Raw genomic sequence first — 17,584 nt, 5'->3', positions numbered from 1 at the left:
ATGTGTGGAATCGTAGGATACATCGGAGATAAAGAGAAAAAAGAGGTCATTTTAAGCGGTCTAAAAGAGCTTGAGTATCGCGGATACGACAGCGCTGGCATGGCTGTGATGAGTGATGGCAAGATCGACTTTTTTAAAGCGGTCGGCAAGCTTGAAAATTTAGCCCTAAAGACAAAGGACTTTACATCAGAGGGCTTTGGCGTGGCGATAGGTCACACACGCTGGGCGACGCACGGCAAACCAACTGAGATAAACGCTCACCCACACCTTGGCGAGCACTCATTTGTCGTTCATAACGGCATCATCGAAAACTACAAAGAGCTTAAAGATGAGCTTGAGGCAAAGGGCGTGAAATTTGTGAGCCAAACTGACACCGAAGTGATCGTGCATCTTTTTGAAGAAATTTTAAAAGAGAAAAAAGATCCATTTAAGGCTTATGAGGCGACTATCGCAAAGCTTAGAGGCGCTTATGCGACGCTACTTATCACTAAAACCGCACCTGATAAGATATTTTTCGCAAAAGATGCCGCTCCTATGGCGATAGGCAAAAGCGACAAAAAAGAGCTATATTTTGCCTCATCAGATGCCCCACTTATCGGCAACGCAACTGAAGTAGCATATCTTGATGATAACAACTACGGCTACGTGAGCTTAGACGAGATAGCTGTTTTCAAACACGGCAAAAAGGCTAGCATAACATTTAACGCACTGCCAAAAGATAAGAGCTATGCCCAAAAAGAGGGTTATACATTTTTTATGGAGAAAGAAATTTACGAGCAAGGTGCAGTCGTATCTGAAACCATCATGGGCAGAGTTAAAAACCACAAAGTCACCCTTGAAAATTTAGACGATGAATACCTAAAAGGTATCGATGATGTCGTGCTTTGTGCGTGCGGTACGAGCTACCATGCAGCGCTTGTTGCAAGCTATCTTTTTGAAAGGCTTGCCAAAGTTAGAACAAAGGTCGAAGTGGCAAGCGAATTTAGATATAGAAAGCCTTATCTAAACAAAAACTCGCTCTTCATCGTCATCTCGCAAAGTGGCGAGACAGCTGACACTCTTGAGGCGCTTAGGATCGCAAAAGAGGCTGGACTAAAGACACTTGCGATTTGCAACGTCGATAACTCATCTATCGTTAGACTAGCTGATAATACGCTTCTAACTCGCGCTGGCATCGAAAAAGGTGTGGCAAGCACAAAGGCATTTGCTACACAAATCATCGTGCTTTGGATGCTTGTGCTTCAAATGGCATCTGCAAAGGGATCTATCAGCAAAAAAGAGCTTGATCACGAGATCAAAACGCTTCTTCACATCCCACAAATTTTAAATATAGATAACTCTTTGCAAGAGAAGCTTCACCGCCTAAGCAAGCACTATTTACACGGTCATGGCTTCTTCTTTATCGGTAGAGATATCTTCTATCCACTAGCACTTGAAGGTGCGTTAAAACTTAAAGAAATTTCATATCTTCATGCCGAGGGCTATCCATCAGGCGAGATGAAGCACGGACCTATCGCACTTGCAGATGAGAAGCTATTTACGATCGCTTTAATGCCTCAAAACTTACTATACGAAAAAACAAAGAGTAACGTCGAAGAGCTCGCTGCAAGAGATGCTTATATCCTAGCGATCAGCCCACTTGAGTTTGAACTAAGCGATGACTACGTAAAAACAAGCGTTCAAGATCACTATATGAGCGAATTTTTCGAGATGATGCTAGTGCTTCAGCTACTTGCACTTGAAATTTCCGTTAGACTAGGCAACAATGTCGATATGCCAAGAAACCTCGCAAAAAGCGTAACTGTCGAATAATTTATGTGGCTGGCATCTTGCTGGCCGCTTAAATTTTACTTTTATATTTTTCTTTTAAAATTTAAGTTTTCACAAAATATTATTTTCTTATAATATTTGCACTTCTAATTACATTAAAAAGGATCTTCATGAAAAAGAGATTTTTAGCATCTAAGGTCTTTAGCAGCGTTGCCGCTCTTTGTTTATTTGCTGGATGCGCTAGTAGCAATAGCGGTGTAACTGGTGCCGCAGCAGGAGATACAGCCAAAAATGCCAACACGAAAATCGAGCGTTGCAGCCAAACACTAGGAACATTATCTTTTTACGAAGATCAAAGTAGCTCATGGTACTCATATCTAACTAGAGATTATCAACTTGGCTCAACTGTGCCGGTGCTAAGGATCTTAGCTCAGCAAACTGGCTGCTTCGTCATCGTCGAGCGTGGCAGAAGTATGGATAATATGATGCAAGAGCGCGCGCTTGAAGCTAGTGGCGAGCTAAGAAAAGGTTCTAAATTTCACAAAGGTCAAGTCGTAGCGGCTGATTATACCATGCAGCCAGAGATCACATTTAGCAAAGAGGATACTGGCGGTATCAGCGGACTTGTAGGCGCTGTCTTTGGCAACGTTGCTGGCAAGGTAAGCGGAGGCTTTTCAAAGAGCGAAACACAAACATCTTTGCTTCTTATAGACAACCGCTCAGGCGTACAAATCGCTGGTGCAGTCGGCAGTGATAGCAACTTTGACTTCTTTGGCATGGGCTCAAATTCATTTTCACGTGTGAGTGCTGGACTTGGTGGCTACACAAAGACACCAGAGGGCAGGATGATCGTAAATGCTTTTATGGACGCGATGAACCAACTTATAGTCGCGCTAAAAGATTATAAAGTCCAAAATGTAAAAGGTGGTCTTGGCAAAGGCGGAAATATAAAAATAGGAGACTAAGATGAAATTTATAGCCATTTTATTTTGTTCATTAACTTTTTTGTTTTCTATGAGTTACGAAAAAAAAGTTGAAGCTAGGCTTTGTGGTCTTATAAATCAAAGAGAAATGGCTAAAATTTATGGCGACATAAGAAGTATTGATAGCTTTGATAAAAAAATAGAAAGCTACAAATTTCGCAACGGAATAGAAAAATTTGACGAGGATAGTTGCCGTGCAAATGGCTACTATCCTGTTGATCCAAACTATGCGCCATATCCGCCTAACTACCGCCCATACTATCAAAATGAGTACGACAGATTTGATAGATTTCAGCGTGGTTACCGTGGAGGCTACTATAATGATGACGACTACGATGATGGTTTTGATCGTGGTTATAGACGTGGTTATAAGGATGCCAGAAGAGATTATAGGCTAGGTAGATAATCTTATCTAGCCTTAACTTTAGCTGGCTCTTTTCTAATAAAAAGTTTTTTACAAATAACAAATCAAAAGCAATGCATATATAAAATTTTACTACTATAAACAAATTCGAGACATTAAGTAAAAAATATAGAACCTTTGGATATGGCAACATCCTAACTACCCAAATTTTTCTTTTGATAAAAGTGTAATAGACCCTTGCGAATAAACTAGAGCAAGATCACGAAATTTTAAAAGAGATAACAAGCAAGACCAGCAGAAACGATCTTTTAAAGGCGCAAATTAACGCTCTAGAAGATGAGATCTTTTACTCATCTCTCATAGAGGGCGAGAGACTAAAAAGATCAAGCATTCGCTCATCGGCAAAAAAGATGCTAGATGAAAATTTTGACTGGTTAGCTGATACTCATGCGACTAGATATAGTGATAATCAAGTCTTGCTAATACTTGAAGCAAATTTAAACAAAGCTCCTATGAACTTTGAGCGGCTACATGGCTAGCACAATGTTTGTTTGGATATAGCCATAGCAAAATTTACAAGATAAAAAGAGCTAAATTTAGAGATGATGAGATGAGCGTCGTCTCAGGTCCTTCAAAAAATGTGCAAATCCACTACGAAGCCTTGCCAGCAGAGCGCATAGAGGATGAAATTTTTTAAATTTTATCAATAAAAATCACGAAAACGCCTATGTAAAAAGTGTTTTGGCTCACCTTTGGTTTGCGATCATCCATCCTTATGATGACGGCAACGGACGCATGGCAAGGGCTTTGGCGCACTACTGCTTGGCTGGCAAGAGCATTGAGCCATTTTCAATATCGAGCATTATTTATGCAAATAAAAAAGATTATTATGAAATTTTAGAGCAGACGACAAAGCTTGAAAATAATTTAAACTTTGATTTCACAGCGTGGATAAAGTGGCATTTAGAAGCGGTAAATAGCACCATAAAACAAGCCATAAGCTCATTAAAAAGATAAAATTTCTATCAAATTTAAGAGCCAAAACCCTTAAATTTTATCTTTACTTAGAATTTTTGCGAGCTGCTCTTTGATCTCATCATCAAATTCGCTAACGCTTATCACACCCCTGCTCTCGCACATCTTAGCGTCATTTACCTCACAGTAGCCACTCAGCGCGTTTTTATATCCGCCCCTTATGCAAGCCTCTCTGTCCTCTAAAAATCCAGCCCCGCCAAGGATGAGCACGCCAAGATCAAAGCCGATCTTAAATTTTGCACTCGCTGAGCTTTTTATCCAGCTTAAAAATATCTCATCATATCTTAGCCCAAGCGCTCCAACGCCATCTGGCACGACCAAGATATCCACGCCATAAAGGCTCTCAGCGTAAATTTCAGGATGAAGCCTGACGCCAAATTCATCGACTATCTCAGGCTTTAGGGCGTAGGTTTTGATGTTAAAACCTTCAAATTTATGCAAAAAATCATAAATTTTGGCAAAGCTTAACAAATTTATCTTGTCAAACATCAAAATGCCAACTTTCATGCTAGCTCCTTTTAATGAAGTGCCTCATTTAGCTTGATCGCCCTTTTGCTCGCACTTGCAGTGATCTGACCTGTTTGGCTATTTTGTCTAAAATGAAGCCCATTTAGCCCGCCAAGCTCGAGCGCTTTGTAAATTTCAGCCTCAAATTTAAACTCTGGATTTAGCTTAGCTAGCTTTTCGCGCTCGCTTGCCGAGATATAGACCTTTGTGCCCTCAAGCACCGCTATACCAGCATCCACGATGCAGTTATCGCCAAGTGGCACGCCAGTAACTGAGTTTGCGCCAAGCAAGCAGTGTTTGCCGATGCTTACAGGGTTGCCGTTCGTGCCGCTTAGCACGCCAAGTATGCTAGCTCCACCACCTACGTCACTGCCCTCACCCACGACAACAGAGCTGCTGACCCTACCTTCAACCATCACGCCACCAGTTGTACCTGCGTTAAAGTTGATGTAGGCAGCACCAGGCATAACGACTGTGCCAGGATACACGGCAGCGCCCATGCGAACCTTGGCTGAGTCTAAAATTCTCGTATTATCCGCTGGAATGATATGGCTTAAAAATCTTGGGAATTTATCAACGCTAACGATCGCTGGATATTCGCCAAACATCTTTAGAGAAATTTCATTTTCTCTTAGCCACTCAAGCTCGATTGGGATGTTTTGGCTAGTCCATGCGACATTTGGTAGCACTCCAAAGGCTCCATCAAGTACGATAGTCCTAGGTGCGACCTTGCCAAGTGAGATCAAGTAGAGCTTGAGATAGACGGCCTCCACGCTAAGTGGCTTTGCGTCCTCAAATAAAAATACAAGCTTAAATTTATTCTCATTTAGCTCAAGATCGTCATCAAATGCCATCTTCACAGCGTGTAAATTCTCCACGTTTTTATGCGATTTTATATCTTTTTCAAAGACACTAAAGAGCTTGCTAGCCTTTTTTGCTACCTTTGGCGTGAGATCAGTCACGAACTCGTGAGCACCAAAATCAACCTCAACATCGCACTTTTGCAAGGCGTAGATAAAAGCAGCTGCGCTTAAAAAGCTCTCTTTATAATTTACAACAGCGTAACTTGCTTGCAAAATTTTGTCGCTATTTTTTTGTCCGCGATCGACTCTTGCGATGCCAAAAGCAACTGGATCTTTGTAACCATCTTTTTTTCTAAATTCTTCAAAAAATTCCTTAAATTCGTTTGCGTCTTTAAATTCTTTAGACATCTATTCTCCTTTAAATTTTTTCTTAGTCTAGCCAAAAATGGCTAAAAATTTTATGATTTTAAAGCATTTGAGCTTTGATAAATTTATAAATTATAATAATGATTAACCTTATCATAAATAAAATAGAAATAAAATGCCTCAAATTTTACAAGGAGACAAAATGTCAAATTTAGCTACCAAACCAAAATTTGCTCTAGCTGCATTGATCGGCCTCGTCGCTGGCGTAGTTTCAGCTTTTGTAAAATGGGGCGCAGAAGTGCCGCTTCCGCCAAGAAGCCCTATGGATATGTTTAACGCAGCTTGCGGACCAGAAAGTGCCATCAGAGCGGCTGATGCGATCGACTGCTCGAGAAATTTCTTAAACCCACCTTATGTGTTTTTAAGAGATTATGTCGGTATCGCCGATCCAAACGCTGCTATCTACGAGTTTGCAGGGCATGCATTTAACTACGTGATGCTAACGCACATCATATTTTCAGTAGTCTTTGCCGTTGGCTACTGCGTCGTGGCTGAGAAATTTCCAAAGATCACGATGTGGCAAGGCGTGATGGCTGGCATCTTAGCAACTATCGCAGTTCACGGCATCTCACTGCCGCTTCTTGGCCTCACTCCGCCACTTTGGACACTTCCTTGGTATGAGTATGTCTCTGAGTTTGTGGGTCACATGGTATGGTTTTGGTCGATAGAGATCATCCGCCACGACTTAAGAGCTAGGATCACAAAAGAAAAAGACCCAAGCGACTGCTGCAACGCATAGCTTATAAATTTGCTGTTTTGGGCGCAAAACCTAAGGCAGCAAAATTTAATCATTTAAAAACTCTAGCGCCTCTTGATCGCAGCCAATACCTAAAAACAAAATTTTCATCATTTTTTTGCAAAGCTTAAAAATCTTAACTAGCTTTTAATGCATAAATTTAAAAACTTAATCGTTTAGTACTCACTGCTAAGCTCTAAATTTTCTAAACAAAGTGGCTTTTCATCCTCAAATATCACCCCTATACCGTAAGGCTCGCAGATATCAAGCTCGCCCTCAGCAAATCTCATCAGCCACTGCTTGTCATGCGCATAAAAGGTGCATTGTGGCGAGCTAAATGGCAGTTCGGAAACTGGCGCGTCAAGCAAGCTAAGCTCGTCCTCGCTCAAAAAGCGCCCTCGCCTAAGCTCATCTTTTAAAAAGACAAGCGCCTCTTTTACGTACCGATCGATATCGCTGGCAATTCGCTCTGCTAGCAAAGTAGTCTCATCATCCGCGCCTGCTCCATCTGTGCTAACAAGGCAAAGTAGCACCTGACCGAATTTTTCGCTCATTAGCTTCATCTCCCCATACCAGATAAAGCCATCATCTGTTGCAACTTTTTCAAGTTCGCCAAATTTCAAAGTCATTTTTTATTCTCATTTTTGTAGTTTTACTACTCTTACGAAAAAGAGCCAAATTTAAGTAAATTTGTCGTGATTTAAAATAGAGATAGCTTGTAAATTTGCCCTTTTAGCGTAAAGCAAAAGCTAAATTTACAAGCAAATTTTCAGTTTTTCTCGCTACTTAAAAGCAAAATTTCTCATCAGTGCCATTTTGCTTGCGCATAGCTTTAAAGTTAGCAAGATTGTCTTTATCTAAAAAATAATCTTTCTCTTTTTTATTGCGCGCTTCTAGCTTTTCTATGCCTTTTGCAAGGGCTGCTTTTCTATCTTCGTGAGGCGAGCTAAATTCTGGTGAGAACATCGCTTCATAGGCATTTTTCTTAGTCCATTCAAGCGCTTTATCAGCGATCTCTTGTTGCTTTTTGATATCGCAAAATGCATAAGGATTGACCACGTCGCCAACAAGCTTCATAAACGCCCCTATCGCAGCCACCACGTCAGTAAATTTCTCGCCCTCCATGTCTATAACACCTCTTAGCAAGATCGCGCGGTTTTTTGCCGCATAAAACCAAAATACCGCATCATCGCGAAGTCCGAGGTCGTATGCACGAGCTGAGAGGACAAAAAGAGTTATCGGAGAGACCATTTGTGGGGCGTCTTGCACGATCTTTTCTGCCTTTTTGAAGTCTTCTTCTTTGTCACTTTTTAGCAGCTCATCTATCTTGTCATAGACCTTGACATACTCCACCTTGCCAGCATTTGCTGAGTAGTATGGTGTCACGTAGATGTCGATACTTCTTACTTTGCCGTCGTTTGCAAAGCCACATACCGCTCCAAAAAGTAGCGCCGTAAGCAGTGATAAAATTTTCATTTTAGCTCCTTAGTTTAAAATTTTTATTATTTTAACTAAAAGCAGTTGAAAAGTCGGGGTAAATTTAAGAAAAAGTCCGCAAATTTAAAGCGGACTTTGAAGATTAGTTTTTAAAACTATGAATAGGTGCTGGAATTTGTCCGCCACGAGCGATGAAATCGGCACTTGAAGCTTTATTTATCTTCATCACAGGCGCTCTTCCTAAAAGACCGCCAAACTCGATCATATCGCCCTCACGTCCAAGAGGTATGATACGAACGGCCGTTGTTTTTTGATTTATCACGCCGATAGCCGCCTCATCAGCGATCATCGCAGCTATACTCTCGCTTGGCGTATCCGCAGGTATGGCGATCATATCAAGTCCAACCGAGCATATCGCCGTCATCGCTTCAAGCTTTTCTAAATTTAGCGATCCTGCGCGCACCGCAGCTATCATGCCCTCGTCCTCTGAGACTGGGATAAACGCGCCGCTTAAGCCGCCCACTTGATTGCACGCCATGACGCCACCTTTTTTGACTGCGTCGTTTAGCAGAGCAAGTGCCGCAGTCGTGCCGTGCGTACCAACAGCTTCAAGCCCCATTTCCTCAAGCACACGAGCCACCGAGTCGCCCACAGCTGGCGTTGGAGCAAGAGAGAGATCGACGATACCAAATTTAACCCCAAGGCGCTCGCTCGCCATTTGACCGACTAACTGACCGATACGTGTGATCTTAAACGCCGTCTTTTTCACAGTCTCAGCCACCACGTCAAAGCTCTCGCCACGCACCTTTTCAAGCGCTCTTTTTACCACTCCTGGGCCTGAAACGCCGACATTTATCACCACGTCAGCCTCGCCCACGCCGTGAAATGCACCAGCCATGAAAGGATTGTCCTCGACTGCGTTTGCAAAGACAACAAGCTTCGCACAGCCCATCTCTGAAGCTGCTGCCGTCTCTTTTATGATGCGCCCCATATCACGCACTGCGCTCATATTTATGCCACTTTTTGTTGAGCCGACATTGACACTTGAGCACACTTTTGCAGTTTGTGCGAGCGCTTGCGGGATAGAATTTATCAAAATTTCATCGCCCTTTTGATAGCCCTTTTGCACTAGAGCCGAAAAACCACCTATAAAATCAATACCAACCTCAATAGCCGCCCTATCAAGCGTCTTTGCGATCATCACGTAGTCTTTTGCGTCCGTTGCGGCGCCGATTATCGAGATAGGCGTCACGCTCACTCTTTTATTGACGATTGGTATGCCTAGCTCGGCAGAAATTTCGTTGCCCACTCTAACTAGGTCTTTGGCTTTAGTGGTGATTTTTGCGTAAATTTTATCGCAGGCTTTATTGATGTCAGGGTCGATGCAGTCAAGCAAACTAATGCCCATCGTGATCGTTCTGATGTCAAAATTTTGCTCCTCGATCATCGAGATAGTTTCGGTTACATTTTTGATATCCATCTTTTGTCCTTAAATTTTGTGCATCGCATCAAAGATGGCTGAGCTTTGGATATTTATCTTTACTTTTAGGCTCTCTCCAAGCTTATCTAGCTCCGCTCTTAAGGCTGTAAAGTCCTTATTTTCATCACTTGAAACCACCGCCATCATCGTGAAAAAGTCGCTCAAAATAGTCTGACTTATATCATCTATGTTTAGCCCTAGCTCGCTAAGCTTTGCTGAGACACCAGCAACGATGCCAACTCTATCTTTTCCGACTACGGTTACGATCGCTTTCATCTTTTCTCCTATTAAATTTTAAATTTATTTTTTAAAGTGCATTTTGGCTCCAAAATTTAAACTAAGCACCAAGCAAAGCTAAATTTTGGTAGCCAAATTTAAACTGGCAAATTTTAAATTTGCTCTAAATTTTATCTTTTGTAAATTTACTTCGAGCAAGCACTCTTGCCGTCATTTACCGGCTGTATCGCTGAGTTATCAGCCCCACCGCCGTTATTTATATTTTCTATCATCTCCCAAAGCCTTGCAGCTGCGCTCTCATAGCGTTTTGCAGTGACTGAGTTTGGCTCATAGAAGCTAACTGGCTTGCCATTATCGCCGCCCACTCTAACAGCTGGCTCGATAGGAATTTCAGCTAAAATTTGAGTGTTGTAAGCCTTTGCTACTTCTTCAGTCGTGCCTTTGCCAAAGATGTCATACTCTTTGCCATTATCTGGGCAGATGAAGCCGCTCATGTTTTCGATGACGCCAGCGATTGGGATGTGGAGCTTCTCAAACATATCAAGCGCACGCTTGCTATCATCAAGTGCTACTACTTGAGGCGTTGTGACGCAGACACCTGCTGTTACTGGCACGCTTTGAGCTAGGGTTAGCTGCGCGTCGCCCGTTCCTGGAGGCATATCGAGAAACAATACATCAAGCTCGCTCCAAAGCACGTCCCTTAGCAGCTGCTCGATCGCTTTCATGATCATCGAGCCACGCCAGATAAGGCTCATGCCCTCCTCCATCAAAACGCCCATACTCATCATCTCCACGCCATGGCTAAGTATCGGCTTTAGCTTGTTGCCAACGACTTGTGGCTGGGTATTTACTTCGCCAAGCATTCTTGGGATGTTTGGTCCGTAGATATCAGCGTCCAAAATTCCCACTTTTTTGCCTAGTTTTGCCATTGAGATGGCTAAATTTAGCGTTGTGGTTGATTTACCAACGCCGCCTTTGCCAGAGCTTACCATTACGAAATTTTTAACTTGTGGCGCGATATTTTTGCCACTTTGAGTGTTACTTTTCTCCTCAGGTATCTTTGGCTGGATCAAATTTAGCACGTACTCGTTTGAGCCCATGACACGTTTGATGTCTGTTTTTAGCTCGTTTGCCACCTCTGGGCTTGAGCTAACGATCTCGACTTCGATTAATATTTTATCGCCGATCTCAATGTTTTTCACAAAGCCAAAGCTAACTATATCCTTCTCAAATCCCGGATATATGACGCCCTTTAGTCTATTTAAGACCTCTTCTTTATTTAACATTTTTCTCCTTTTATTAGATCTTTTGAAATTTTATATGCACAAAATTTTGGTCCGCACATCGAACAAAAATGAGCGCTCTTAAACGCATCTTCTGGCAAGCTCTCATCGTGAAGCTCTCTAGCCTTTTTTGGATCAAAGCTAAGCTCAAACTGCTTGTTCCAGTCAAATGCGTATCTAGCGTCACTCATCGCATGGTCTTTTTCGATAGCTCCAGCCTTGCCAAGCGCGACGTCTGCGGCATGAGCTGCTATCTTGTGAGCTACGATGCCCTCTCTTACGTCATTTTCATTTGGTAGTCCTAGGTGCTCTTTTTGCGTCACGTAGCAAAGCATGCTAGCGCCGTGATATGCCGCCATCGTGCCACCAATAGCCGACGTGATATGATCATACCCCGCGCCGATATCGCTAACAAGCGGTCCAAGCACGTAAAATGGGGCGTCATGGCAGAGCTCTTGTTCGATTTTCATATTATACTCAATTTGACTTAATGGCACATGACCAGGACCCTCTATCATCACTTGCACATCTTTTTGCCACGCACGAAGCGTAAGCTCTCCAAGCACCTTTAGCTCACTAAGCTGTGCCTCGTCTGTCGCGTCATAAAGACATCCTGGGCGAAGTCCGTCGCCAAGCGAGAGTGAGACGTCGTATTTTGCGCAAATTTCTAAAATTTGATCAAAAATCTCATAAAATGGATTTTGCCTATTTAGCTTTGACATGTAGCTCGCGCTCAAACTGCCACCACGGCTAACTATGCCCATTTTACGCTTTTTCACAAGTGGCAAAAACTCACGCAAAAAGCCAGCGTGTATCGTAAAGTAACTAACCCCTTGCCTTGCTTGCTTCTCTAGCACGCTTAAAATTAGCTCATTTGTGATATTTGTAACCTCTTTTGCCTCTTTTAAAATTTCATACATCGGCACCGTGCCAACTGGCACGGTTGAATGCTCTATGATAGCGCTTCTAATAGCGTCTAAATCGCCGTCCGTGCTTAGATCCATAACCGTATCAGCGCCAAATTCTAAGCAAATTTCAAGCTTTCTAAGCTCCGCGCAAATGTCACTACTTAGGCTTGAGTTGCCGATATTTGCATTGATTTTCGTCTTTAGCTTTCTGCCTATGCCCATAGGCTTTAAATTTGTGTGATTTACGTTTGCTGGGATGATGATGCTACCTTTTGCCACCTCATCCATCACTAAATTTTCGCTCACTCCCTCGATCTTTGCCACATAGCTCATCTGCTTTGTGAGCTCACCTCGCCTAGCATAGTGCATCTGCGTCTTTGTCATGACTAGCCTTTTTTTTAAAATTTAAAGGCTCATTTTAGTCCTTTTTTGTTTTGATCTAACTAAATGCTAGCCTTAAATTTATTTCTATAAAAAGAAATATTTAGCTTTTAGGTGTATAATTCCGTAACAATCTTCAAAGGAGCTACCTTGCTTGATATCTCACTTATAATGCTAGGAGCAGGAAATTCCAGCCGTTTTGAGCTACCTGTAAAGAAGCAATGGCTTCGCATCGGCAGCGACCCACTTTGGCTATTTGCCACTAAAAATTTGAGTAACTTTTACACATTTAAGGAGATCATCGTCGTTAGTAAAGAGTGCAAATATATGTCTAAATTTGCTCCAAATTATAAATTTGTTGATGGCGGCGAGACAAGACAAGATAGCCTAAAAAACGCACTTGAGCTAGTAAGTAGCGAATTTGTCCTAGTTAGCGACATCGCGCGCCCTTGCATATCAAGCGAGCTCTTTCACAAGATCATCGAGGCGGCCGCTCAGGCTGACTGCGTGGTACCTGCGCTAAAGATCGCAGACACTGCCTATCTTGGCGAAAATGCAATCGACAGAGAAAAGGTAAAACTTATCCAAACACCGCAGCTCTCGCGCACAGCACTTCTTAAAAATGCTCTTAGTAGCGGCGAAATTTACACAGATGATAGCTCGGCTATGAGAGCCATTGGCGCAAGCGTTTGGCACATATTGGGCGATGAGATGGCTAGAAAGATCACTTTTAAAGAGGATCTTGCCAAAATTTCAGCCCTAAAAGCACCAGAAAATGAGCTCTTTGTAGGTAACGGCTTTGACGTGCATGAGTTTGAAAAAGGTCGTCCGCTTGTGCTTTGTGGCGAAAAGATCGACTATGAGTTTGGACTAAAGGCTCACAGCGACGGCGATGTGGCACTTCATGCGCTAACTGATGCCATTTTAGGAGCTGCTGGGCTTGGCGACATAGGCGAATTATTTCCTGATACGGACGCTAAATTTAAAGATATTAGCTCCATTTTTTTGCTGCAAGAAGCTTATAAAAGAGTGCAAAGCGTGGGCTTTGTACTAACAAATGCTGATATCACGATAATGGCGCAAAAGCCAAAAATCTCAAAGCTAAAATCAAAAATGGAGGCAAACATCGCGCAGGCTCTAAATTTAAGCCAAAGCCGCATAAATGTAAAGGCTACGACAACTGAGGGGCTTGGCTTTGTGGGCAGATGCGAGGGGATCGCTGTCATAGCAAGTGCTAGCCTTAAATTTTACAACTGGACACAAATATGAAAATTTTAATAGTAGAAAACGAAATTTACCTAGCTGGCTCGATGGCTAGCAAACTAGCTGACTTTGGCTACGACTGCGAGATCGCAAAGAGCGTCAAAGAGGCTTTGAAATTTGAAAATTTTGACGTAGTGTTACTTTCTACCACACTCCCAGGGCAGGACTTCTACCCAGTCATAGAGAAATTTAAAAGCTCTATAATCATCTTACTCATCGCCTACATCAACAGCGACACCGTGCTAAAGCCGATACAAGCGGGTGCGGTGGATTACATACAAAAGCCATTTATGATAGAAGAGCTTGTTAGAAAGATAAGGCATTTTGAAGAGTTTAGAGGCTTTAAAAACGAGATAAAAAACTACGAAAACTATATAAATTTCGCCCTCAAAGACTATGAGATACCTTGTTTTGAAACCAAAAAGATCAAATTTCCACTTCTTTTAAAATCAAGCAAAAATGGCTACAGCGATAAATTTATCTTTAACTATGTAAAGGCTGGGAATTTGCCATTTTTGTTTTTAGGCAAAGCCTGTTTTAGCGAGCTTGAAAAAGCACTTGCTCAAAGTGGCGACGAGCTAATATACATCACAAATCTCGAAGAGCTAAAAGAGGATGAAAAAGAGAAAATTTTAGAGCTTTGCAAAAAGAAAAAAGTGGCTATCCAAACTAGCGATTTTGCGCAAAATGCGCCATTTGAGGAGCTTGAACTCTCCATCCGAGATAAGAATTTTGACATCGGCGAGATCGTCACGATCGATGAATATATAAAATATATCATCGTTAATTATCAAGATAAATTCCCCGACACCGAGCTTAGCAAAAAGCTTGGAATTTCTAGAAAATCACTTTGGGAAAAGAGAAAGAAATATGACGTCAGCAAGAAAAAATAGTGAAATTTCTATAAACACCGAAGTTTATGGCGCCTTAGAGCTTATCAAAAACAAAATTCTCTCAAATTTTAGCGCCCTGATGGACGACGAGCAGATCAAAGAGGTGGCAAAAAAGGGCTACTTTAACGGCGAACCGATGCCCTACTCTTTTGGCTTTGCTCCATTTGGCGAGGTCAATCAAAATATCGCTAGCAAGCTGCATGCTGGCCAAAGAGTAAATTTAAATATGGACGGCAAGATCGTTGGGCACATCGACGTGGCAAAGGTCTTTAAATTTGACGAGAGCATGCGAGCTAAAAATATATTTTTAGCAAATGAGTCAAACAGCGAAATGTCACTAAATTTGGGTAAATACGGCATAAGTGGCGAGTTTGAGCTATATGATGAGAGCATGCAAGAGAGCAAAAAAGCACTTAATGAGCTCATAGCCGAAAGCGGCGCTAAAAAGATAACTGCCGTATTTTTAACAGCCGATCCATTTAACCGCGCGCATGAACGCCTAGTTAGGATGACTATCGATAAGGCTGATCTCGTGGTCGTTTTTCTCATCAGAACGCGCGAAGAGAGGCATATTGATTACGAGATCAGAAAGCAAGTGCTTGACTTTTTTAACCAAAACTATCTGCCGACAAAAAAGGTCTTTGTCTTTGCGCTAAAAAACACGACCCTTTTTAGCTCGCACGCCAACCCAACGCTTGAGTGCATCGCAGCTTCAAGACTTGGCGCAAATAAGCTAGTCATCGGACAAAACCACTCAGGCATCGGCATGTTTTTTGACCACAACGAAGTTCATACGATCCTTGACATCTACAAAAACGATCTAAATTTAGACGTGATCGTCCTGCCAGAGCTCGTTTATTGCAACAAGTGCAAGACGCTAGTTAGCACCAAAAGCTGCCCACACGGACAGCACCACCAGATCAAATACCACCCAGACGTGATCAAAGAGCTGCTATTTAACGGCATCATGCCACCAGCCATACTAGTAAGGCCTGAAATTTCAGCGCTCATCTTAAGCAAGCTCTATGTAAATCGCTTTAAAGATATACAAAAGCTCTGCGACGATCTCTTTGTAAATTCTGGGCTGCTTGAAAACAAGACCGACCGCGACTTTTACGAGGAGCTTATGAAGCTCTACCAGACATCATCACTCACTTAAGGAAATTTATGCAAAAGATATTTTTGACATTTTTTGGATTTGGACTTTTACCAAAGGCACCTGGCACTTGGGGCTCGGTGGCTGGAGCTGTGGTGGCTTATTTTGTGTTATATTTTTTCTCAGCGACCACGCTTTTACTAGCTAGCATTTTGCTATTTTTGGTAAGCATCAGCGTCATTGATGATTTTGAAAAAAAGGTAAATTCACACGACGAGAGCTTTATCGTGATCGACGAGGTTGCTGGTGTTTGGCTTGCTATCGCCATTAGCGGAGCGACGATCTCACAGCTAGTTCTCTCGCTCGTGCTTTTTAGAGTGCTTGATATCAAAAAGCCTTCGATCATTGGCAGGATCGATCGCAACGTAAAGGGCGGACTTGGCGTCATGGGCGATGATATGGTTGCTGGATTTTTCGCTGGCATTATTAGCGCAATGATATATGATGTGGCTATGAAATTTGGCGTAGTTTTGCCGTAAGCTGAGCTAGCATCTTGCTGGCTCTTTTTAAATTTAACTCTCTCTACTATTTTTCCATTTTAAAAACTCATCCCACTCTTCTTTTGAGACTAGAACTTTATCGTTAGAATTTATCTCATCCCTGCCTGCAACTTTATCTTTGTCATAATTTTTTCTAAAGACGATCATATTATAAAGCGAAAATCTAAGCTTTACAAAAAGGCTTAAATTTTTTGCATTTTCAGGGGTTATCTCATTGCCATTTTTGTCACGTCCTTTGCCACCTAAAAATAGCAAATAAACAAGCGGGGTCATGAAGTTAAATCTTAAAAGTAACGCCCAAAAGCAGTTTAAAAAGCCGTGATTGTATTTAATGCAAACGTAAAAGCCAAAAATGGCGTAAGTGGCTATTATAAAAAGCATAGTGTAAAAAATATAAGATAACCCATCATTATTAGAAACGTCAAAATACTCACATACTGCGCAATATATAGCCACAAAAATGGGAAATATCACGAGCGGAAAAATGAGATGCAGTCCAACTAGATCAAATTTACTCAGATAAACTTTTATATTTCGCTTGCCAGCAGAAAAGATAGCAATAGCAGGAAATAAAATGAGAATAAAAACAATTAAACCCATATATAAAAATAAGTAAATATCATCAATCATTTCATACTCTTTTTAAATTTTTGCTTGCATCTATTATATAAAATCATTCACTTTTCTTGCGGTATTTTTCACCACATAAGCAGACTTTTCCTTATCAAAAATTTTTCTAACAGCAACAAAACTATATAAAGAAAATCTGAATTGATCAAAAAGGTTTAAAGTTTTCATATTTTCAGGGATTATCTCTTTGTCTTTTTTATCATGACTTTTCCCACCCAAAAAAATCACATAAATAAGCGAGAGAAATACAATACCTTGAAATCTTAACAACAATGCTATTATGCAGTTTATAGGATCGCAATTATACTTAATACAAACCCAAAAACTATAGATGATATAAAAAATAATCAAAGACAATATTATTAGAACCCCAACTACGATTTTCGTATCAGTATTAATATCAAGAAAAGATGCAACGATATTTATAAACGACTCAAACGTAAGAGGAAATATAATAAATGGGAAAATTAAATGTATACCCAAGAGATCAAATTTATTAGCATAAACCTTAATATTTCTCCGACCAACTAAAATGAGTGAGAAAAAAATCGCTACAAAAAAAAGCATGATCACAACCAAACTCAAGAAAGAATTTACAGCGTAATTATCAGGGACCAAATACATGACTAAACCTTTAAAAATTTATTTTATAAGAAATGAAAATTATATAATATACACGCTAATTTTTACAATTTTAAACTAGTCATTACAACTTTTATTTAATACAAATTTGTACAGTCTTGAACTTGAAATGAACCGAGCTAAAACTTCCTATATCTTTGTATTATTTTT

At 41.2% G+C, this 17,584-nt stretch carries 21 protein-coding genes and 1 pseudogene; 12 read left to right on the top strand and 10 right to left on the bottom strand.

Features of this window, described 5'->3' with window-relative positions; all coding sequences use genetic code 11:
• From glmS to CVT07_RS03260, 7 genes and pseudogenes are all read left to right on the top strand, one after another.
• Window positions 1-1,812 (top strand): glutamine--fructose-6-phosphate transaminase (isomerizing), encoded by a 1,812-nt coding sequence (gene glmS / locus CVT07_RS03290; protein ID WP_009294444.1) that lies wholly within the window; start codon window positions 1-3, stop codon window positions 1,810-1,812.
• Window positions 1,813-1,940: 128 nt separating this feature from the next.
• On the top strand, window positions 1,941-2,735 hold the full coding sequence (locus CVT07_RS03285; protein WP_012001529.1) for a CsgG/HfaB family protein: 795 nt from the start codon (window positions 1,941-1,943) through the stop codon (window positions 2,733-2,735).
• 49 nt (window positions 2,736-2,784) lie between these two features.
• The gene (locus CVT07_RS03280) at window positions 2,785-3,159 is read left to right on the top strand and encodes a gamma-glutamyl phosphate reductase (protein ID WP_082259847.1); all 375 of its coding nucleotides are present in this window, start codon (window positions 2,785-2,787) and stop codon (window positions 3,157-3,159) included.
• Window positions 3,160-3,383: 224 nt separating this feature from the next.
• A pseudogene (locus CVT07_RS10335) lies at window positions 3,384-3,521 on the top strand (DUF4172 domain-containing protein); the annotation flags it as partial.
• 6 nt (window positions 3,522-3,527) lie between these two features.
• Window positions 3,528-3,656, top strand: coding sequence for a hypothetical protein (locus tag CVT07_RS10250; RefSeq protein ID WP_269059565.1), 129 nt, complete (start codon window positions 3,528-3,530; stop codon window positions 3,654-3,656).
• 8 nt (window positions 3,657-3,664) lie between these two features.
• Window positions 3,665-3,814, top strand: coding sequence for a hypothetical protein (locus tag CVT07_RS03265; RefSeq protein ID WP_159071306.1), 150 nt, complete (start codon window positions 3,665-3,667; stop codon window positions 3,812-3,814).
• Window positions 3,815-3,858: 44 nt separating this feature from the next.
• Window positions 3,859-4,134 (top strand): Fic family protein, encoded by a 276-nt coding sequence (locus tag CVT07_RS03260; protein WP_230855736.1) that lies wholly within the window; start codon window positions 3,859-3,861, stop codon window positions 4,132-4,134.
• A 30-nt stretch (window positions 4,135-4,164) separates the two neighbouring features.
• On the opposite strand, the gene CVT07_RS03255 is transcribed toward CVT07_RS03260, so the two are convergent.
• Both CVT07_RS03255 and CVT07_RS03250 read right to left on the bottom strand, forming a co-directional pair.
• On the bottom strand, window positions 4,165-4,659 hold the full coding sequence (locus tag CVT07_RS03255; RefSeq protein WP_002939504.1) for a hypothetical protein: 495 nt from the start codon (window positions 4,657-4,659) through the stop codon (window positions 4,165-4,167).
• Window positions 4,660-4,670: 11 nt separating this feature from the next.
• On the bottom strand, window positions 4,671-5,870 hold the full coding sequence (locus CVT07_RS03250; RefSeq protein ID WP_107937252.1) for a tetrahydrodipicolinate N-succinyltransferase N-terminal domain-containing protein: 1,200 nt from the start codon (window positions 5,868-5,870) through the stop codon (window positions 4,671-4,673).
• A gap of 160 nt (window positions 5,871-6,030) precedes the next feature.
• Between CVT07_RS03250 and CVT07_RS03245 the strand changes: the two genes are divergently transcribed.
• Window positions 6,031-6,627, top strand: a complete 597-nt coding sequence (locus tag CVT07_RS03245; RefSeq protein WP_103569343.1) for a YagU family protein — start codon at window positions 6,031-6,033, stop codon at window positions 6,625-6,627.
• A 173-nt stretch (window positions 6,628-6,800) separates the two neighbouring features.
• Here the strand turns inward: CVT07_RS03245 and CVT07_RS03240 are convergent, their stop codons facing one another.
• The 6 genes from CVT07_RS03240 to thiC form a co-directional block, all read right to left on the bottom strand.
• A complete protein-coding gene (locus CVT07_RS03240) occupies window positions 6,801-7,253 on the bottom strand; it encodes a hypothetical protein (protein WP_107937253.1) in 453 nt (150 codons plus the stop codon).
• Between the two features lie 157 nt (window positions 7,254-7,410).
• Window positions 7,411-8,100 (bottom strand): cytochrome-c oxidase, encoded by a 690-nt coding sequence (locus CVT07_RS03235; protein WP_107937255.1) that lies wholly within the window; start codon window positions 8,098-8,100, stop codon window positions 7,411-7,413.
• Window positions 8,101-8,203: 103 nt separating this feature from the next.
• A complete protein-coding gene (locus tag CVT07_RS03230) occupies window positions 8,204-9,541 on the bottom strand; it encodes a PFL family protein (protein WP_021085933.1) in 1,338 nt (445 codons plus the stop codon).
• Window positions 9,542-9,550: 9 nt separating this feature from the next.
• Window positions 9,551-9,817 (bottom strand): ACT domain-containing protein, encoded by a 267-nt coding sequence (locus CVT07_RS03225; RefSeq protein WP_002939508.1) that lies wholly within the window; start codon window positions 9,815-9,817, stop codon window positions 9,551-9,553.
• 146 nt (window positions 9,818-9,963) lie between these two features.
• The gene (locus CVT07_RS03220) at window positions 9,964-11,064 is read right to left on the bottom strand and encodes an Mrp/NBP35 family ATP-binding protein (protein ID WP_107937257.1); all 1,101 of its coding nucleotides are present in this window, start codon (window positions 11,062-11,064) and stop codon (window positions 9,964-9,966) included.
• Window positions 11,058-12,353, bottom strand: coding sequence for a phosphomethylpyrimidine synthase ThiC (gene thiC / locus CVT07_RS03215; RefSeq protein ID WP_107937260.1), 1,296 nt, complete (start codon window positions 12,351-12,353; stop codon window positions 11,058-11,060). Before thiC ends, CVT07_RS03220 begins: the two co-directional genes overlap by 7 nt.
• Before the next feature lie 147 nt (window positions 12,354-12,500).
• Here thiC and CVT07_RS03210 point away from each other — a divergent pair, with 147 nt between their 5' ends.
• The 4 genes from CVT07_RS03210 to CVT07_RS03195 are packed head-to-tail and all read left to right on the top strand — an operon-like array spanning window position 12,501 to window position 16,141.
• Window positions 12,501-13,619, top strand: coding sequence for a bifunctional 2-C-methyl-D-erythritol 4-phosphate cytidylyltransferase/2-C-methyl-D-erythritol 2,4-cyclodiphosphate synthase (locus tag CVT07_RS03210; RefSeq protein ID WP_107937262.1), 1,119 nt, complete (start codon window positions 12,501-12,503; stop codon window positions 13,617-13,619).
• Entirely contained in the window at window positions 13,616-14,506 is an 891-nt protein-coding gene (locus tag CVT07_RS03205) for a response regulator (RefSeq protein WP_107937264.1), read from the top strand. Before CVT07_RS03210 ends, CVT07_RS03205 begins: the two co-directional genes overlap by 4 nt.
• On the top strand, window positions 14,484-15,665 hold the full coding sequence (locus CVT07_RS03200; protein ID WP_107937266.1) for a sulfate adenylyltransferase: 1,182 nt from the start codon (window positions 14,484-14,486) through the stop codon (window positions 15,663-15,665). The genes CVT07_RS03205 and CVT07_RS03200 overlap by 23 nt, the downstream gene beginning before the upstream one ends.
• 8 nt (window positions 15,666-15,673) lie before the next feature.
• Entirely contained in the window at window positions 15,674-16,141 is a 468-nt protein-coding gene (locus CVT07_RS03195) for a phosphatidylglycerophosphatase A family protein (RefSeq protein WP_107937268.1), read from the top strand.
• Window positions 16,142-16,174: 33 nt separating this feature from the next.
• Here CVT07_RS03195 and CVT07_RS03190 read toward each other — a convergent pair whose 3' ends face one another.
• Window positions 16,175-16,792 (bottom strand): hypothetical protein, encoded by a 618-nt coding sequence (locus CVT07_RS03190; protein WP_230855735.1) that lies wholly within the window; start codon window positions 16,790-16,792, stop codon window positions 16,175-16,177.
• A 33-nt stretch (window positions 16,793-16,825) separates the two neighbouring features.
• On the bottom strand, window positions 16,826-17,416 hold the full coding sequence (locus tag CVT07_RS03185; protein WP_107937270.1) for a hypothetical protein: 591 nt from the start codon (window positions 17,414-17,416) through the stop codon (window positions 16,826-16,828).
• Between the last annotated feature and the right edge of the window lie 168 nt (window positions 17,417-17,584).

Source organism: Campylobacter concisus (genome assembly GCF_003048875.2).
Taxonomy (GTDB): Bacteria; Campylobacterota; Campylobacteria; order Campylobacterales; family Campylobacteraceae; genus Campylobacter_A; species Campylobacter_A concisus_AU.
The sequence above is the reverse complement of the archived record's forward strand: the minus strand, read 5'-3'. Positions and strand labels throughout refer to the sequence as shown.

Excerpts from the sequence above, each read along its gene's own strand:
- glmS (WP_009294444.1), top strand. The coding sequence starts at position 1 with ATGTGTGGAATCGTAGGATACATCGGAGATAAAGAGAAAAAAGAGGTC.
- CVT07_RS03285 (WP_012001529.1), top strand. The coding sequence starts at position 1,941 with ATGAAAAAGAGATTTTTAGCATCTAAGGTCTTTAGCAGCGTTGCCGCT.
- CVT07_RS03280 (WP_082259847.1), top strand. The coding sequence starts at position 2,785 with ATGAGTTACGAAAAAAAAGTTGAAGCTAGGCTTTGTGGTCTTATAAAT.
- CVT07_RS10250 (WP_269059565.1), top strand. The coding sequence starts at position 3,528 with ATGCTAGATGAAAATTTTGACTGGTTAGCTGATACTCATGCGACTAGA.
- CVT07_RS03255 (WP_002939504.1), bottom strand. The coding sequence starts at position 4,659 with ATGAAAGTTGGCATTTTGATGTTTGACAAGATAAATTTGTTAAGCTTT.
- CVT07_RS03250 (WP_107937252.1), bottom strand. The coding sequence starts at position 5,870 with ATGTCTAAAGAATTTAAAGACGCAAACGAATTTAAGGAATTTTTTGAA.
- CVT07_RS03245 (WP_103569343.1), top strand. The coding sequence starts at position 6,031 with ATGTCAAATTTAGCTACCAAACCAAAATTTGCTCTAGCTGCATTGATC.
- CVT07_RS03240 (WP_107937253.1), bottom strand. The coding sequence starts at position 7,253 with ATGACTTTGAAATTTGGCGAACTTGAAAAAGTTGCAACAGATGATGGC.
- CVT07_RS03235 (WP_107937255.1), bottom strand. The coding sequence starts at position 8,100 with ATGAAAATTTTATCACTGCTTACGGCGCTACTTTTTGGAGCGGTATGT.
- CVT07_RS03230 (WP_021085933.1), bottom strand. The coding sequence starts at position 9,541 with ATGGATATCAAAAATGTAACCGAAACTATCTCGATGATCGAGGAGCAA.
- CVT07_RS03225 (WP_002939508.1), bottom strand. The coding sequence starts at position 9,817 with ATGAAAGCGATCGTAACCGTAGTCGGAAAAGATAGAGTTGGCATCGTT.
- CVT07_RS03220 (WP_107937257.1), bottom strand. The coding sequence starts at position 11,064 with ATGTTAAATAAAGAAGAGGTCTTAAATAGACTAAAGGGCGTCATATAT.
- thiC (WP_107937260.1), bottom strand. The coding sequence starts at position 12,353 with ATGACAAAGACGCAGATGCACTATGCTAGGCGAGGTGAGCTCACAAAG.
- CVT07_RS03205 (WP_107937264.1), top strand. The coding sequence starts at position 13,616 with ATGAAAATTTTAATAGTAGAAAACGAAATTTACCTAGCTGGCTCGATG.
- CVT07_RS03200 (WP_107937266.1), top strand. The coding sequence starts at position 14,484 with ATGACGTCAGCAAGAAAAAATAGTGAAATTTCTATAAACACCGAAGTT.
- CVT07_RS03195 (WP_107937268.1), top strand. The coding sequence starts at position 15,674 with ATGCAAAAGATATTTTTGACATTTTTTGGATTTGGACTTTTACCAAAG.
- CVT07_RS03190 (WP_230855735.1), bottom strand. The coding sequence starts at position 16,792 with ATGATTGATGATATTTACTTATTTTTATATATGGGTTTAATTGTTTTT.
- CVT07_RS03185 (WP_107937270.1), bottom strand. The coding sequence starts at position 17,416 with ATGTATTTGGTCCCTGATAATTACGCTGTAAATTCTTTCTTGAGTTTG.